Origin of the sequence: Streptomyces sp. BR123 (assembly GCF_013401435.1) — a bacterium.
GTDB lineage: Bacteria > Actinomycetota > Actinomycetes > Streptomycetales > Streptomycetaceae > Streptomyces.
Genome location: NZ_JACBGN010000173.1, coordinates 1 through 15312, shown reverse-complemented (window position 1 = coordinate 15312; position 15312 = coordinate 1). Strand labels below are relative to the sequence as shown.

The window sequence follows — 15312 nt, the reverse complement described above, 5'->3', positions numbered from 1 at the left end:
AAGCCCCCGCCGCCGCCGAAGTCCCCTCCCCCGAAGCCGGAGGAGTCGAAGTCGGCGCCCGAGAAGTCCCCGCCCTCGAAGCCGCCGCCGAAGTCGGAGGCGTAGGCGTGGCCGGGCGACATCATCGAGCCCAGCACGGTGCCCACCAGCAGGCCGGGGAGCACGCCTCCGCCGAAGTAGCCGCCGGCCCACGGGCCGTACGCGGGGCCCGCGTCGTAGTAGGGGCGCGGCCCGTACTCGGTGTCCACCGTCCGGACCATCGGGTCCCGGCCCTCGCGCAGCCGGACGGCGTCCGCCGCGCACACGGGCACGCTGCGGGCGGCCCCGCCCGCGGGCGCCCAGTCGGCGTCCTCGGTGCTGGGCCCGTGCCGCGGGTCGAAGAAGCAGGGCGGACGCCGCTCGGGCAGCGCCCTGCCCCGGCGCCGCGCGTCCAGGGCGGCCAGGGCGAAGCGCCCGTCCTCCAGTGCCCGGGTGACTCCCGTCACCTCCTGCGGATGCTGCACCGCGGCCATGATGTCCTTGGCCTTCTCGTACGAGTCGAGGGCCTGGGAGTAGTACGCCCGCATGGCGTCGTCGGCGCCGGGCTCCGCGGGGTGGAAGTCCAGCCGGTCGAGTTCCTCGCCGAAGGCCGTGATGTCCTCGTCGACGACCTTCCGGAGCTTCTCCACGGCCTCGCGCTCCGCTTCCTCCTTCTTCCTGCGGCTGCGGCGGACCATCGCGTACGCACCGCCGCCGCCGATCAGGGCGACCGCGCCGAGGGTGACGAGCCCGCCGACCGGGACGCCGTCGCCGGTGCCGGCGCCGCCGCTCCAGGAGGCCGGGGCGGAGCCCCTGGCCTGGGGGAGGGCCTGGTCGACGAAGTTGTTCAGCTGCGTGCCCGCGTCCACCGGCCCGCCCGCCTTCACGGCGTCGGTGAGGTTGCGCACGGCGTGGGGAGGCATGACCGCGGGGTCGGCGCCGGCGTTGAACCCGTCGCCGAGCCGGATCGCGTACAGCCCGGTGATGCCCGTCTCGGTGCGGACCGTGCGCAGCACGTTCTCGGCCGGGAACTCCGCGGTGTTCGGCAGCACGGCGACGAAGACGGGCTTGTCGGCGTCCTTGATCTTCTTCGCCAGCGCGTCCGCCTCGCCCTTCGGCAGCTGCGCCGCGGCGCGCGGGTCGACGTAGACGGGGCCCTGCTTGAGGGCCTCCGCGACGGCTTCGGGCCCGGTCGCCGCCGAAGCCTGCGGGGCGGTCGCGAGGACGCCGGCAGACAGGGCCAGCAGGAGCCCGGGAAGTACGGATATCAGCCTGCCCTTCATACTCCCGACGCTACCGGAACCACCGGTTTTCCGTGTGAGTCGGACATAAGGAACGACTTCCCGACGGCGCGCGTACTGCGGCGCGGCCCTTCGGGCGGCCGGTCACTCGGCGGGCTCGACGCCCGCGCGCAGGAGGCCGTACGTGATGGCGTCCTCCAGGGCCTGCCAGGAGGCCGCGATCACGTTGGGGGCGACACCGACGGTGGACCACTCGCGGGTGCCGTCCGTGGTGGAGATGAGGACGCGGGTCGTGGACTCCGTGCCGTGGGTGCCCTCCAGAATGCGGACCTTGTAGTCGGTCAGCTCGAACTTGGCCAGCTGGGGGTAGAAGCGTTCGAGGGCCACCCGCAGGGCCCGGTCCAGTGCGTTGACCGGGCCGTTGCCCTCCGCCGTGGCGACGATCCGCTCGCCCTTGGCCCACAGCTTGACCGTGGCCTCGTTGGCGTGGGTGCCGTCCGGGCGGTCCTCGACGATGGCGCGCCAGGACTCCGTGCGGAAGTACTTGCGGGCGCGGCCCTCCGCCTCGGCGCGCAGCAGCAGCTCGAAGGAGGCGTCGGCGGCCTCGTACGTGTAGCCCGCCAGCTCCCGCTCCTTGACCCGCTCGACGACCCGGGCGATCAGGGCGCGGTCCCCGCCGAGGTCGACGCCGAGCTCCTTGCCCTTGAGCTCGATCGAGGCGCGGCCGGCCATGTCGGAGACCAGCATCCGCATGGTGTTGCCGACGAGTTCGGGGTCGATGTGCTGGTACAGGTCCGGGTCGACCTTGATGGCCGAGGCGTGCAGGCCCGCCTTGTGCGCGAAGGCGGAGACGCCGACGTAGGGCTGGTGCGTGGACGGGGTCAGGTTCACGACCTCGGCGATGGCGTGCGAGGTGCGGGTCATCTCGGCGAGCGCGCCCTCGGGCAGCACCCGGCGGCCGTATTTGATCTCCAGGGCGGCGACGACCGGGAAGAGGTTGGCGTTGCCGACGCGTTCGCCGTAGCCGTTCGCGGTGCACTGGACGTGCGTGGCGCCCGCATCGACGGCGGCGAGGGTGTTGGCGACCGCGCAGCCGGTGTCGTCCTGGGCGTGGATGCCGAGGCGGGCCCCGGTGTCGGCGAGCACGGTGGAGACGGTGGCGCCGATCTGCGCGGGCAGCATGCCGCCGTTGGTGTCGCAGAGGATGACCACGTCGGCGCCGGCCTCGTGGGCGGCGCGGACCACGGACTTGGCGTATTCGGGGTTGGCGCGGTAGCCGTCGAAGAAGTGCTCGCAGTCGACGAAGACGCGCCGCCCCTGGGCGACCAGGTGGGAGACGGTGTCGCGGACCATCTCCAGGTTCTCGTCGAGGGTGGTGCGCAGGGCGAGCTCGACGTGGCGGTCGTGGGACTTGGCGACCAGGGTGATCACCGGGGCGCCGGACTCCAGCAGGGCCCGCACCTGCGGGTCCTGGGCGGCCGAGCCGCCCGCCCGCCGGGTCGCGCCGAAGGCGACGAGCTGGGCGTGCTTGAAACGGATCTCGGCGCGGGCGCGGGCGAAGAACTCGGTGTCGCGGGGGTTGGCGCCCGGCCAGCCGCCCTCGATGAAGCCCACCCCGAACTCGTCCAGGTGCCGGGCGATCGTCAGCTTGTCCGCGACAGTGAGGTTGATGCCCTCGCGCTGGGCGCCGTCGCGCAGCGTGGTGTCGAAGACGTGGAAGGCATCGTCGGGTCCCCGGGCCGCGTCCGGCGCTGTCGCCTCTGTCGTCGTCATGCTGGTCTGACTCCTGTCGGATGAGTGGTTCCGGATGCCCGGGTTCCACTGCCCCCATCATCGCGCGCATCGCCTTCCCGGCAGGGTGCGAGCCGGTAAACGAAAAGACCCCTCGCGGGTGCGAGAGGTCTGCGCGCGGGTCTGGGGCACGGTGGCCGCCCCCGCGAAGGTCTTCCACGGTTCAGCGGCCACTGCGGACCGGCGCGCTGCTGCCGATAATCACGAGCTGAGCAAGCACGTTCGCAGTGTGTCACACCGGGCCCTCGGACGCCGGGGGCGTCTCACGATACGAGAGACTGATCCAGGAATTCCGAGACGTGGGCCAGGATGTCCTCCCGCCCGATCCCGGGCAGGCCGACGGCGACCTGGATGCTGAACCCGTCCAGCAGCGCCCGCAGCCGGGCCGCGAAGCGGTCGGGGTCCACCGGCCGGAACTCCCCGCGCGAGATGCCCTCGGCGAGCAGTGCCACCAGGTCGCGGTGCCAGGCGCCCTCGATGGCGGCCTGCCGGTCGCGTTCGCCGGGGCCGGCGTTCTGCGAGCGGTTCCAGACCTCCAGCCACAGCGTCCAGTGCGGGTCCCGGGCCTCGTCGGGCACGTACAGGTCCACGTACGCGTTCAGGCGCTCGCGCACCGGCCCGCGGCGGGCGAGCAGGGCCCGCCGCTCGGTGCCGAGCGCCGCCTCGCTCCACTCCAGGGTCTGCAGCAGCAGCTCGTCCTTGCTGCCGAAGTAGTAGAGGAGGTGGCCGCTGCTCATGCCGACCTCGCGGCCCAGGCCCGCCATGGTGAGGCCGTCCAGGCCGCGCGCGGCGATCGTGGCCATGGCGGCGGCGAGGACGTCCTCGCGCGGCGGTGCGTTCTTCCGTGCCGCACGTGCTCCGTCCGCCGCCATGGGCTGCTCCTCGTCGTTCCGCTGCCGGTCCGCCTCCGGTCAGACCTTCGGCTGTTGCTGGGTGATGCAGTGGACACCGCCGCCCCCGGCGAAAATCGTACGTGCGTCGACGAGGGTGACGGTGCGCTCCGGGAACAGGCCGCGGAAGATGTCGGCCGCCTCCTCGTCGCGCGGGTCGTCGAAGGCGCACAGCACCACGCCGCCGTTGCACAGGTAGTGGTTGATGTAGGAGTAGTCGACCCACTCCCCGTCCACCTCCAGCACGGTCGGCGCCGGGATCTCCACGACCTCCAGCCGACGGCCCCGGGCATCGGTGGCCGCGCGCAGGAGGGCGGCGATCGTCCTGCTGCGCTCGTGGTCCGGGTGGGCGGGGTCGGGCTGGGTGTGCACCATCACCACGCCCGGCCGGGCGAAGGCCGCCACGATGTCGACGTGGCCCTGCGTGCCGTAGGTGCCGTAGTCGCCGGCCAGGCCGTACGGCAGCCAGATCGCCTTGGTGGTGCCGAGGTGGGCGTGGATCTCGGCCTCGACCTGCTCGCGGGTCCAGCCGGGGTTGCGGCCCTCGCCGAGCTGCACGGTGTCGGTGAGCAGCACGGTGCCCTCGCCGTCGACGTGGACGGCGCCGCCCTCGTTGACGAGCGGGGTGCTGAAGGTGCGGGTGCCGGCGAGGTCCGAGACGTGCCGGGCGATCTTCGAGTCGTGTTCCCAGCGGGCCCATTCCTGGGCGCCCCAGCCGTTGAAGGTCCAGTCGACGGCCGCCAGCCCGCCGCTCCCGTCGGTGACGAAGGTGGGGCCGATGTCGCGCATCCAGGCGTCGTCGAGCTCGCGCTCGACCACCGTGAGAGCGTGGCCCTCGCCGGCGCCGGCGATCGCGCGGGCGCCCTCGGCGTCGCCCGGGGACACCACGAGGGTGACGGGCTCGTACGCGCGCACCGCGCGGGCGACGGCTCCCCAGGCCGCGCGGGCCTCGGCGAGCTCCCGCTCGTCGGTGAAGGTCGGGTTGGGGCTCGGCCAGGCCATCCAGGTGCGCTCGTGGGGCGTCCACTCGGCGGGCATCCGGAATCCGTCGGCGGCGGGCTTGGTCATGGCAGGGGGTGTCCTTGAGGGGCTGTGCCGGTCAGAGGCCGTGCTGGTCAGAAGAAGTAGAGGCGGTTGAGGCAGACCGAGTCGGCCGCCGGGGAGCGCAGCGGCTCGCCGTCGAGGGTGACGAGCCCGCTGCGCGCGTCCACGTCGACCGCGCCCACCCGGGAGTTGAGCAGGAGGTCCCCGGGGCCGATGCCGCGGGTGCCGCGCACGGCGACGCGCCGGCGGCGGGTGGGCATGGTGTCGGAGCCGAGGGTGGCCGCGGCCGCGGAGACGAAGGCCACCGAGATATCGGCGGCGGTGGCCCCGTACGAGCCGAACTGCGGTCCGAGGACCAGCGGTTCGCAGGTGTCGGTGGCGGCGTTGGGGTCGCCGGTGACCCCGTACGCGGGGAAGCCGGACTTGAGGACGAGCTGGGGCTTGGCGCCGAAGAACTGCGGGCGCCACAACACGATGTCGGCGAGCTTGCCGACCTCGATGGAGCCGATCTCGTGGGCGAGTCCGTGGGCGAGGGCCGGGTTGATGGTGAGCTTGGCGATGTAGCGCAGGACGCGGGCGTTGTCGTCGTTCTCACCGTCGCCGGCCAGCGGCCCGAGTTCGGCCTTCATCTTGGCGGCCATGGCGAAGGTGCGGCGGACGGTCTCGCCGGCCCGGCCCATGCCCTGGGCGTCGGAGGAGGTGATGCCGATCGCGCCCAGGTCGTGCAGGACGTCCTCGGCGCCCATGGTGCCGGCGCGGATGCGGTCGCGGGCCATGGCGGCGTCGCCGGGGAGGTCCGGCTTGAGGTCGTGGACGGAGACGATCATGCCGTAGTGCTCGGCGACCGCGTCCCGGCCGAAGGGGAGGGTGGGGTTGGTGGAGGAGCCGATGACGTTCGGCACGCCCGCCATCTTCAGCACGTTGGGAACGTGGCCTCCGCCGCAGCCCTCGATGTGGAAGGCGTGGATGGTGCGGCCGTCCAGGACGCGCAGGGTGTCCTCGACGGAGAGGCATTCGTTGAGGCCGTCCGAGTGTAGGGCGACCTGGACGTCGTGCTCCTCGGCGACGCGCAGTGCGGTGTCCAGGGCCCGGGTGTGGGCGCCCATGTCCTCGTGCACCTTGAAGCCGCAGGCGCCGCCCTCGGCGAGGGCCTCGACCAGCGGGGCGGCGTCGGAGGACGAACCGCGGGCGAGGAAGCCGATGTTGACGGGCCAGGCGTCGAACGCGCCGAAGGCGTGCTTCAGCGCCCACGGGGAGTTGACGCCGACGCCCCAGACGGGGCCGAACTCCTGGCCGATGACGGTGGTGACGCCGGCGGCCAGCGAGGCCTCCATGATGCGCGGGGAGAGCAGGTGGACGTGGGTGTCCACGGCGCCGGCGGTGGCGATCAGGCCCTCGCCGGAGACGATGCTCGTGCCGGTGCCGACGACGACGTCCACGCCGTCGAGGGTGTCGGGGTTGCCGGCCCGGCCGATCGCGTGGATGCGGCCCTCGCGGATGCCGACGGAGATCTTGCGGATCCCGAGGACGGCGTCGATGACCAGCACGTTGCTGATGACGACGTCGCAGGTCTCCCGGACGGCGGCGGCCTTGAGGTGCAGGCCGTCGCGGGCGGTCTTGCCGAAGCCGGCCAGGAACTCGTCGCCCGGGGCCTGCGCGTCGTGCTCGACGCGCACGGTGAGCCCGGAGTCGCCGAGCCGGACCCGGTCCCCGGCCCGGGGGCCGAAGACGGCGGCGTACTCGTGCGGGTCGATGTGCCGGCTGCCCGGCGCGCAGTGGCCGCTGTGCCGGGTGGGCCTGCTCATGCGGCTCCTTCCGGGCCGTTCGGGTCGCTCGGGCCGTGCGGGTCGCCGTCGGCGCCGAGGTAGCCGCAGGCCTGCGCTCTGGCCAGTGCCTGCGCCTTGGCACCGGGGGCGTCCAGCGGGCCGTCGACCAGCCCGGCGAAGCCGACGGCGATGCGGCCGCCGCCGATGGGGACGAGGCCGACCTCGGCCTCTCCGTGCGGGTCGAACCGGACGGACGAGCCGGCGGGGACGCACAGGCGCATGCCGTAGGCGGCGGCCCGGTCGAAGTCGAGGCGGGGGTTGGCCTCGAAGAAGTGGAAGTGGGAGGTGACGCTCACCGGGACGGAGGCGGTGTTGCGCACGTGCAGGCGCACCGCCGGCTCCGGCTGCGGGGTCCCGGGGCCGGGCACGACCGCCCCGGGGGCGTCGTCGCCGAGGGGGACCGCGCCCCGGATCGGGGCCGGGACCACCGCGAGGCGGGAGCCGTCGTCGAAGACGGCCTCCACGTGCACCTCCGTGACCACGTCGGCCACGCCGGGCAGGACGTCGTCGGGGCCGAGCACGCCGCGGGCCTCCTCGATGGCCTCCGCGAGGCGCTTGCCGTCGCGTGCGGCCTCGCAGACCGTGTCCGCGATGAGCGCGGTGGCCTCGGGGACGTTGAGCCTGAGGCCCCGGGCCCGTCGGGCCCGGGCCAGTTCCGCGGCGCTGCGCAGCAGGAGCCGGTCGCGCTCCGTAGGGGTCAGCCGCACGCCGATCCACCACCTTTGCCATCGAGGGATTAGAGCATCACTCTAACCCTTCAATCGTTGCTCGGAAACTATTGACCTTGCACCAAGGGCTGGGCCACATTGAATGACGTTCAAACGTGCAGTCCACGATGACCTCGTTCGTGCTGCTGCTGACCGCGATCGGCACCCCCTGGGCGGTCATCACGCTGATCGGCCACCGCCGCTGCCGCGGCCGGTACGACGCCGAATCCCTCCAGGTCTTCAACCGCCGGGCCCGCGGCGGCGTCTACTGGTACAGCGGCGGGTGGAACCTCCGCGCCACCGCCTCCTGGGCGGCGGGTGCGGCGGTCGGCCTGGCCGCGGTCTCGACCCCGCTGTACGAGGGCCCGCTGCTGGCCCTCACCGGCGGGGTGGACTGCAGCTTCATCCTGTCGGGGCTGGCCGGTGGTGCGGTGTACGCCGCGCCGACGGTCCTGCCCGGGGCGGCTCCGGCCGCCGGGGCGGCGGGGAGGGCCGCGGTCGCGACCGACTAGGACTGGGACACGCAGGGCGGAAGGGAAACGGGAGGCGTCGTGGAAGAGCTCGCGTACGTGGCAGGGAAGATCGTCAAGGGCATGGCCGGCCTGGCCTACGCCTTCGGCGACGCACTGGTGGGCCTCGGCCCGGACGGGACGAACGACGACCGCAAGAAGAAGCGGAGCGAGAGCGAGGCGGACGGGGAGCGCTGACTCCGCTCCCCGCACCCCCTGTCGGCGAACGACGACCGGAGGCCCCCGCGCGCGCAGGGGCCTCCGGTCGTTCGGGCGGGAACGGCTAGCCGAGCGGGTGCATCCAGCCGTGGGTGTCCTCGGCGCGGCCGGTCTGGAGGTCGAGCAGCGCCTTGCGGAGCTTCATCGTGACCTCGCCGGGCTCGCCGTCGCCCTGGGTCCAGTCGGCGCGCTCGGACTTGACGGAGCCGACGGGGGTGATGACGGCGGCGGTGCCGCAGGCGAACACCTCGGTCAGGGTGCCGTTCTCGTTGTCGCGCTTCCAGTCCTCGGTGGAGATGCGTCCTTCCTCGGCCGTGTAGCCGAGGTCGCGGGCGATGGCGAGGAGCGAGTCGCGGGTGATGCCCGGCAGGAGCGAGCCGGTCAGCTCGGGGGTGACGATGCGGTCCCCGTACACGAAGTACAGGTTCATGCCGCCCATCTCCTCGATCCAGCGGTGCTCGACGGCGTCGAGCCAGACCACCTGGTCGCAGCCGTGCGAGGCGGCCTGCGCCTGGGCGACGAGGGACGCGGCGTAGTTGCCGCCGGTCTTGGCGGCGCCGGTGCCGCCCTTGACGGCGCGCACGTACTCCTCGGAGAGCCAGACGGAGACGGGCTTGACGCCGCCGGCGAAGTAGGCGCCGGCCGGGGAGGCGATCACCATGAAGAGGAACTCGTTGGCCGGGCGGACGCCGAGGCCGACCTCGGTGGCGAACATGAACGGCCGCAGGTAGAGGGAGGCCTCACCGGAGGAGGGCACCCAGGCGCTGTCCTGCTTGATGAGCGCGTCGCAGGCCTCGATGAACAGCTCCGTCGGCAGCTCCGGCATCGCCATGCGGCGGGCGGACGCCTGGAAGCGCTCGGCGTTCGCCTCCGGGCGGAAGGTGGCGACGCTGCCGTCGGGCTGGCGGTAGGCCTTGAGCCCCTCGAAGATCGTCTGCGCGTAGTGCAGGGTCATGTTCGCCGGGTCCATCGACAGCGGCGCGTACGGGACCAGCTCCGCGTCGTGCCAGCCGCGGCCCTCGGTCCACTTGATCGTCACCATGTGGTCGGTGAAGTGGCGGCCGAAGCCGGGGCTGGCCAGGATCGCCTCGCGCTCCGCATCGGACAGCGGGTTCGAGGAGGGCTTGAGCTCGATCGTGGGCATCGTCATGAGTGCATGTCCTTCACCGGTTGTGTATGGCGGACCGCGCTCACGGCGTACAGGACGTCCGAGCTTCCCCGCATTCCGCGGTCTCGCGTTCGATTATCGCGCGCGAGCCGTCCGCGGAGAAGCGGGGCGTGTGCGGCCCAGGGAGATGGTGGCACCCGGGACCGCACAGGAAAAGCCGCCGGGTGCGTCGGTCGCGCGACCCGGCGGCTTCCTGGGTGGAACTGCCGGGTCAGCCGGCTACTCGTGCGGCGATCGCGTCGCCGATCCGGTCGGTCGTGCGGAAGGTGCCGTCACGCTCCGCGAGGTCGGCGGAGACGGCGTCCTCGATGCGGGCGGCGCGGTCCTCGTGGCCGAGGTGGCGCAGCAGCAGGGCGACGGACAGGATCGTCGCGGTCGGGTCGGCCTTGCCGGTGCCGGCGATGTCCGGGGCCGAGCCGTGGACGGGCTCGAACATGGACGGGAAGGCGCCGGTCGGGTTGATGTTCCCGGAGGCGGCCAGGCCGATCCCGCCGGTCACGGCAGCGGCCAGGTCGGTGAGGATGTCGCCGAAGAGGTTGTCCGTGACGATCACGTCGAAGCGCTCGGGCTGGGTGACGAAGAAGATCGTCGCGGCGTCGACGTGCAGGTAGTCGGTGGTCACCTCGGGGTATTCGCGGCCGACCTTGTCGAAGATGCCCTTCCACAGGTGGCCCGCGTACACGAGGACGTTGTTCTTGTGCACCAGCGTCAGCTTCTTGCGCGGTCGGGCGTTGGCCCGCTCGTACGCGTCACGGACGACACGCTCGACGCCGTACGCGGTGTTGACGCTGACCTCGGTGGCCACCTCGGCGGGGGTTCCGGTGCGCAGGCTGCCGCCGTTGCCGGTGTACGGGCCCTCGGTGCCCTCGCGGACCACGACGAAGTCGATCTCCGGGCGGCCGGCGAGCGGGGTGGCCGTGTTCGGGAAGAGCTTGGAGGGGCGCAGGTTGATGAAGTGGTCGAAGGCGAAGCGCAGTTTGAGCAGCAGCCCGCGCTCCAGGACGCCGGACGGGACCGACGGGTCGCCGATGGCGCCGAGCAGGATCGCGTCGTGCTGCTTGAGGGCCTCCAGCTCCGCGTCCGGGAGGGTCTCACCGGTGCGGTGCCAGCGGCGGGCGCCGAGGTCGTATTCCTTGGTCTCCAGCTTCACGTCCTGCGGCAGGACCGCGGTAAGGACCTTGAGGCCCTGAGCCACGACTTCCTGGCCGATGCCATCACCGGGGATCACTGCGAGATTGATGCTGGTCGACATGTCGGAACCGTACTCCCTGTCCCAAGCCTCAGACATATTGCGTCCACCATGTGGACGCAATATGTCCCGCACGGTGGGGTGCGCCGGGTCAGTGGCCGGCCGAGCCGCCGTTGTCGCGGCGGTCGAGGGCGCGCTGCAGGGCGGCGGCGGCGTTCTTGCGGTCGGCGTCGGCCGCGGCCGAGCGGCGGACGCGGCGGGCGGAGGCGGGGGAGGTCTTCGTCATGGTGATCGACTCCTTGAGAGCGCGGCACGAGGGGCCGCATGAGGGAATCCTTCAAGGCGCCGGAAGGGGCGGGAGCGCTGCGCCGCAGGGGTTGCCTGCCGGGGGCGCGCGTCGTCGGCCGCCATTCGCCTGATCGGCGAGACGTTCGGCTCCTACAAAGCTAGGGCAAGGTCCCGCTGTATGTCTCCACACTTACTCGGACTTCCTACTATCTGAGACGCGCACCCTCCCGGAAGGATCTCTCCGGACATCCGTTTTCAGGCCTTGACGGAGCGAAGTTCCCTGATCAGAGCCTTGACGGCAGCGGTCGCAGCGGATTCCGGGGCAGTGACGTATCCCACGCGTCTCACCGGCCCCGAAGGGCCCAGACCGGTGATGCCGACGGAGTCGTCCGCCTCGCGCAGCGACAGCTCGGGCATGATCGCCATGCCGTGCCCGCGCCCCACCATGGTGAGCACCATCCCGTCGTCCTCCGCCTTGACCGTGGCGCAGGGGATCCAGTCCTGCGCCCGCCACCAGGCGCGGGTGTACGAGCCGCAGTTCTCGTCCCAGTCCAGCAGCGGCAGCGACCTCGGGTCGGCGTGTCCCGCCGGGTGGACCAGGGCGTACGCCTCCTCCACCAGCACCCCGCTCAGCAGGCCCGGCGGCAGCCCGGAGCCGTCCGCGTCCAGGGTGGCGACGGCCAGGTCGGCTCGGCCGGCGGCCACCTCCCCCGCCGCGCCGGCGCCGATCTCGCGCACCACCCGCACCTCCGGGCGGATGCCGGGATACCGGGCCGTGAGCCGGTCGAGGGCGGGCGGCAGCAGGTGCAGGGCCGCGCTGCGGAAGGCCGCGACGCGCAGCACCCCCTGCAGGGCGTCGCGCCCGCCGCCGGCAGCGGCCGCGCGCACCTCGGAGCCGAGGGTCTCGTACAGCCGGAGGATCCGCCGGGCGAGGGCGACGGCCCGCGCCCCCGCGGCGGTGGGCGATGCGCCGGCGCGGCCGCGGTCGAAGAGAACCAGGCCGAGCTTGGCCTCGCTGCCGCGCACCGAGTGGGAGACGGCCGACTGGGTGAGGCCGAGGCGGACGGCCGCGGCGGAGAAACCGCCGGTCTCGGCGACGGCGACCAGGATCCGCAGTTCACGCGGGGCGAGTTCGGCCGGTCCGGCTGCTGTCATGGGGCTCCCACCTCGGCATATGAGCAGGTCTCATGGATCTGCGGCTTCCATGATCGCAGCCCTCTGCCCGGCCCGCCGATTCCTTCCTACGGTCTGCCCATGACCGCGAACACCGCTTACGCCGTACACCAGACCGCCCGTCCCGCCGGCTTCCCCCTCGCCTCCGACTTCACCCTCGTCCGCACCGCCGTCCCGGAGCCGGCCCCGGGCACCGCCCTGGTGCAGAACCTGCTGCTCTCCGTGGACCCGTACCACCGCGGGCTGATGGACGGCGGCGAGGACGGCTTCCAGCTGGGCACCCCGCTGGAGGGCCGCTCGGTGGGCCGGGTGCTCGCCTCCCGCGACCCGGGGCTGCGCGAGGGCGACCTGGTCTTCCACCGCGAGGGCTGGCGCACCCACGCCCTCGTCGCCCTCGGTGTGGAGGGCACCCGCCTCCTGCGCCCGTACGAGGGGGTCCCGCTGGAGGCGTACCTGAGCATCCTCGGCGGCACGGGCCTGACCGCGTACGCGGCCCTCACCCGGACCGCGGCCCTGTGCCAGGGCGAGGACCTCTTCGTCTCGGCCGCGGCGGGCGGCGTCGGCACCGCCGTCGGACGCCTCGCCCGGCTGATGGGCGCCCGCCGGATCATCGGCAGCGCGGGGTCCGCGGCGAAGGTACGCCACCTCACCGGGGTGCTCGGCTTCGACGCCGCCTTCGACTACCACGACGGACCGGTCGGCGAGCAGCTCGCGCAGGCGGCGCCCGACGGCATCGACGTCTACGTGGACAACGTGGGCGGGGACCACCTGGAGGGCGCGATCGGTTCGCTGCGCGAGTTCGGGCGGATCGCCTGGGTCGGCGGCATCTCCATGTACAACGGCGACCGCTCGCCCGCCGCGCCTCGCAACCTCTTCGAGGTGGTGCACAAGTCGCTGCGCATGGAAGGGGTGTTGGTCCGCCACCACACCGACCTGCAGGAGGAACTGGAGGAGTTCGTCGTACCGCACCTGCGCAGCGGCCGCGTCGGCACCGACACCACCGTTGTCCAGGGGATCGACCGCACGGTGGAGGCCTTCCTCGGGGTGCTCCGCGGGGACAACACGGGCAAGATGCTGGTCCGTCTCGACGGATGAGACCGATCAGCCGCCCCTCAGGGGCGCGGGGAACTGCGCGACCAGCCCTCACCGGCCCGCGGTTGCATGACCGGACCACCAGCATGACCGGACCACCAGCGGAGCGTCAGAGCACGTCCCCGTCCCGCCAGTCGAACCACAGCTCCCCGGCGGAGTCCGGCAGGGCCCCGCCCTCGGGCACCCACACGTACGTCGTCCCCTCCTCCTCGGCGAGGCGGACCGGCCCGTCGGGCGAGAGCGCCCCGATCCGCCCGCCCCACACCGTCCAGCCGCGGCTCTCGTACAGCGCGGCCCCCTCGTCGGAGGCGGAGAGGGCGCCGAGCGCGTACGCCCGGGCCACGACCTCCTCCAGCGCCGCCATGACGGCGCCGCCCAGGCCCCGGCGCCGCGCCCCGGGGCGTACGGCCACGGCCTCCGCGTAGCCGCAGCGCAGCGCCCGGCCTAGGTGCAGCACCCGCCGCTGGACGACGCTGCCGTGCGCGAGCAGTTCCCCGTCCGGCCCGTACGCCAGGGCGTGCATGCCGCCGAGGGCGTGCTCGAAGTCCTCCTCGCCGAAGTCCCCGTCGAAGGCCTCGTCGAGCAGTTGCCTGATCCCGTCGAGCTCGTCCTCCTCCAGCTGCGAGGTGTGGGCGAGCCGTATCACCGGCGTATCACTCATCACCCCAGTCTCCGGCACAGCCGGAGCAGCACCGGCGCGCTCAGGCCACCCGCGCGCAGGTACGGCTCGGGGTCCAGCCACCGCGCGGTGTCGAGGGCGAGCCGGTGCACGGTGGTCCCGAGCCCGGCGACGTACTCCTCGATCTCGGTGCTGTCGTACGCGCGCCCCCGCGCGGCGTACATCGCGCGGACCCGGGGCTCGCTCAGCCCGTGGTCGTCGGCGATCTCACCGGGCTCCGCGCCCATCAGGCGCAGCAGCACGAGGGCGATGATGCCGGTGCGGTCGCGGCCCAGGCCGCAGTGGAAGGCCACGCCGCCGGGCGGGGCGTCGGCGACTGCCTCCGCGACGGCGGCGACACGCTCGGGGAAGCGGGAGAGGAACGGCCGGAAATAGGCGGGGGTGCCGAATCCCGGACGCCCCCACCACTCGTCCCAGAACTCGCGGTCCTCGATCCCGTCGAGCGGGATGCGGACGGTTCTCAGTCCGGCCGGGCGGGGTGCCTGGTCCGCTTCCGCCTCGCCGTCGTTGCGCAGGTCGACGACGGTGCGCACCCCGTGGTCGGCCAGCGCGGTCCAGCCGCGGGCGGTGAGCCGGTCGAGGGCGTCGGCCCGGACCGCCCGGCCCGGCGCCACCTGCCCCAGACCACCGAGCTCGCGGATGTTGAAGCAGCCTTCCCAGTCCAGGAAACGGCCGGTGCTCGTCATCGCCAATACCCCCCTGTCGTCACACAACGGACAGACGGTCGGGACGCGGTCCTGGCCCGCGCGGTTCCCCCCTCGGCAGACTCGCCCCATGTCACCTACCGCCCAGCACTGGACCCCGGCCCACGGCGAGCCGTACCGGCCTGTCGCCTACCGGCCCGAGCGGATGCCGAGCAGCGAATCCCTGGGGCGCGCCGCCGAGTTGCGCACGCGGATGGACGAGCGGCGCACCGTACGCCACTTCTCCCCCGACCCGGTACCCGAGCAGGTCGTCCGCGATGCCGTCGCGTGCGCGGCGACCGCGCCGTCCGGGGCGCACCAGCAGCCGTGGACCTTCGTCCTGGTCAAGGACCCGGCCGTGCGCCGGCAGATCCGCGCCGCGGCCGAGCAGGAGGAGGAGATCTCCTACGACGGCCGGCTCGGCGACGAGTGGCTGGCGGCGCTGCGCCCCCTCGGCACGGACGCGGTCAAGACCCACCTCACCGATGCCCCGGCCCTGATCGTCGTCTTCCGGCAGCGCTACTGGCTCGGCCCCGACGGCGAGAAGCGCAAGCACTACTACGTGGACGAGTCGGTCGGCATCGCGGTCGGGATGCTGCTGACGGCCCTGCACCTGTCGGGCCTGGCCGCGCTGGTCCACACGCCGAGCCCGATGCGCTTCCTCTCCCACGTGCTGGGCCGCCCGGAGAACGAGAAGGCCTTCGCCGTGATCCCGGTCGGCTATCCGGCCGACGACTGCGAGGTCCCCGACCTGGTCCGCAAGTCCCTGGAGCAGGTCCTGGTCGAGTTCTGAGC

Annotated in this window: 15 protein-coding genes and 1 pseudogene; 4 read left to right on the top strand and 12 right to left on the bottom strand. The window is 72.9% G+C overall.

Translation table 11 applies throughout. The features are described from left to right. The 6 genes from HYE82_RS23810 to ureA form a co-directional block, all read right to left on the bottom strand. Positions 1-1301, bottom strand: a 1301-nt coding sequence (locus tag HYE82_RS23810; RefSeq protein WP_179176184.1) for a hypothetical protein, incomplete at its 3' end; no start/stop codon positions are given. 102 nt (positions 1302-1403) lie between these two features. Then, positions 1404-3032 carry a citramalate synthase gene (cimA, locus tag HYE82_RS23805; RefSeq protein ID WP_179176183.1) on the bottom strand — a complete coding sequence of 543 codons (1629 nt, stop codon included), beginning with the start codon at positions 3030-3032 and terminating at the stop codon, positions 1404-1406. 281 nt (positions 3033-3313) lie between these two features. Beyond that, the gene (locus HYE82_RS23800) at positions 3314-3922 is read right to left on the bottom strand and encodes a TetR/AcrR family transcriptional regulator (RefSeq protein ID WP_179176182.1); all 609 of its coding nucleotides are present in this window, start codon (positions 3920-3922) and stop codon (positions 3314-3316) included. Between the two features lie 39 nt (positions 3923-3961). Beyond that, entirely contained in the window at positions 3962-5008 is a 1047-nt protein-coding gene (locus HYE82_RS23795; RefSeq protein ID WP_179176181.1) for an agmatine/peptidylarginine deiminase, read from the bottom strand. A gap of 47 nt (positions 5009-5055) precedes the next feature. Then, positions 5056-6789 (bottom strand): urease subunit alpha, encoded by a 1734-nt coding sequence (locus HYE82_RS23790; RefSeq protein WP_179176180.1) that lies wholly within the window; start codon positions 6787-6789, stop codon positions 5056-5058. After that, positions 6786-7517: an urease subunit gamma gene (ureA, locus tag HYE82_RS23785; protein ID WP_179176179.1), complete on the bottom strand. Its 732-nt coding sequence runs from the start codon at positions 7515-7517 to the stop codon at positions 6786-6788. The genes HYE82_RS23790 and ureA overlap by 4 nt, the downstream gene beginning before the upstream one ends. A gap of 113 nt (positions 7518-7630) precedes the next feature. On the opposite strand from ureA, the pseudogene HYE82_RS23780 reads away from it, so the two are divergent. Together HYE82_RS23780 and HYE82_RS23775 are read left to right on the top strand one after the other, a co-directional pair. Beyond that, a pseudogene (locus tag HYE82_RS23780) lies at positions 7631-8029 on the top strand (cytosine permease); the annotation flags it as partial. 39 nt (positions 8030-8068) lie between these two features. Then, a complete protein-coding gene (locus tag HYE82_RS23775) occupies positions 8069-8224 on the top strand; it encodes a hypothetical protein (RefSeq protein WP_179176178.1) in 156 nt (51 codons plus the stop codon). Between the two features lie 85 nt (positions 8225-8309). Here the strand turns inward: HYE82_RS23775 and HYE82_RS23770 are convergent, their stop codons facing one another. The 4 genes from HYE82_RS23770 to HYE82_RS23760 all read right to left on the bottom strand — a co-directional run bounded on the left by HYE82_RS23770 (position 8310) and on the right by HYE82_RS23760 (position 12045). Then, positions 8310-9395 carry a branched-chain amino acid aminotransferase gene (locus tag HYE82_RS23770; protein WP_179176177.1) on the bottom strand — a complete coding sequence of 362 codons (1086 nt, stop codon included), beginning with the start codon at positions 9393-9395 and terminating at the stop codon, positions 8310-8312. Positions 9396-9624: 229 nt separating this feature from the next. Then, positions 9625-10665, bottom strand: a complete 1041-nt coding sequence (locus HYE82_RS23765) for a 3-isopropylmalate dehydrogenase (protein WP_179176176.1) — start codon at positions 10663-10665, stop codon at positions 9625-9627. An 88-nt stretch (positions 10666-10753) separates the two neighbouring features. After that, the gene (locus HYE82_RS38380; protein ID WP_256987592.1) at positions 10754-10888 is read right to left on the bottom strand and encodes a hypothetical protein; all 135 of its coding nucleotides are present in this window, start codon (positions 10886-10888) and stop codon (positions 10754-10756) included. 257 nt (positions 10889-11145) lie between these two features. Next, positions 11146-12045 carry a LysR family transcriptional regulator gene (locus tag HYE82_RS23760; RefSeq protein WP_179176175.1) on the bottom strand — a complete coding sequence of 300 codons (900 nt, stop codon included), beginning with the start codon at positions 12043-12045 and terminating at the stop codon, positions 11146-11148. A gap of 99 nt (positions 12046-12144) precedes the next feature. Between HYE82_RS23760 and HYE82_RS23755 the strand changes: the two genes are divergently transcribed. Then, on the top strand, positions 12145-13158 hold the full coding sequence (locus HYE82_RS23755) for an NADP-dependent oxidoreductase (protein ID WP_179176174.1): 1014 nt from the start codon (positions 12145-12147) through the stop codon (positions 13156-13158). Between the two features lie 106 nt (positions 13159-13264). Here the strand turns inward: HYE82_RS23755 and HYE82_RS23750 are convergent, their stop codons facing one another. Beyond that, positions 13265-13816 carry a GNAT family N-acetyltransferase gene (locus HYE82_RS23750; RefSeq protein ID WP_179176173.1) on the bottom strand — a complete coding sequence of 184 codons (552 nt, stop codon included), beginning with the start codon at positions 13814-13816 and terminating at the stop codon, positions 13265-13267. Further along, on the bottom strand, positions 13816-14520 hold the full coding sequence (locus HYE82_RS23745) for a tyrosine-protein phosphatase (RefSeq protein WP_256987591.1): 705 nt from the start codon (positions 14518-14520) through the stop codon (positions 13816-13818). The genes HYE82_RS23750 and HYE82_RS23745 overlap by 1 nt, the downstream gene beginning before the upstream one ends. 88 nt (positions 14521-14608) lie before the next feature. Here HYE82_RS23745 and HYE82_RS23740 point away from each other — a divergent pair, with 88 nt between their 5' ends. Beyond that, complete coding sequence (locus tag HYE82_RS23740; protein ID WP_179176171.1) at positions 14609-15310, top strand: nitroreductase family protein; 702 nt, start codon at positions 14609-14611, stop codon at positions 15308-15310. Positions 15311-15312 lie beyond the last annotated feature (2 nt).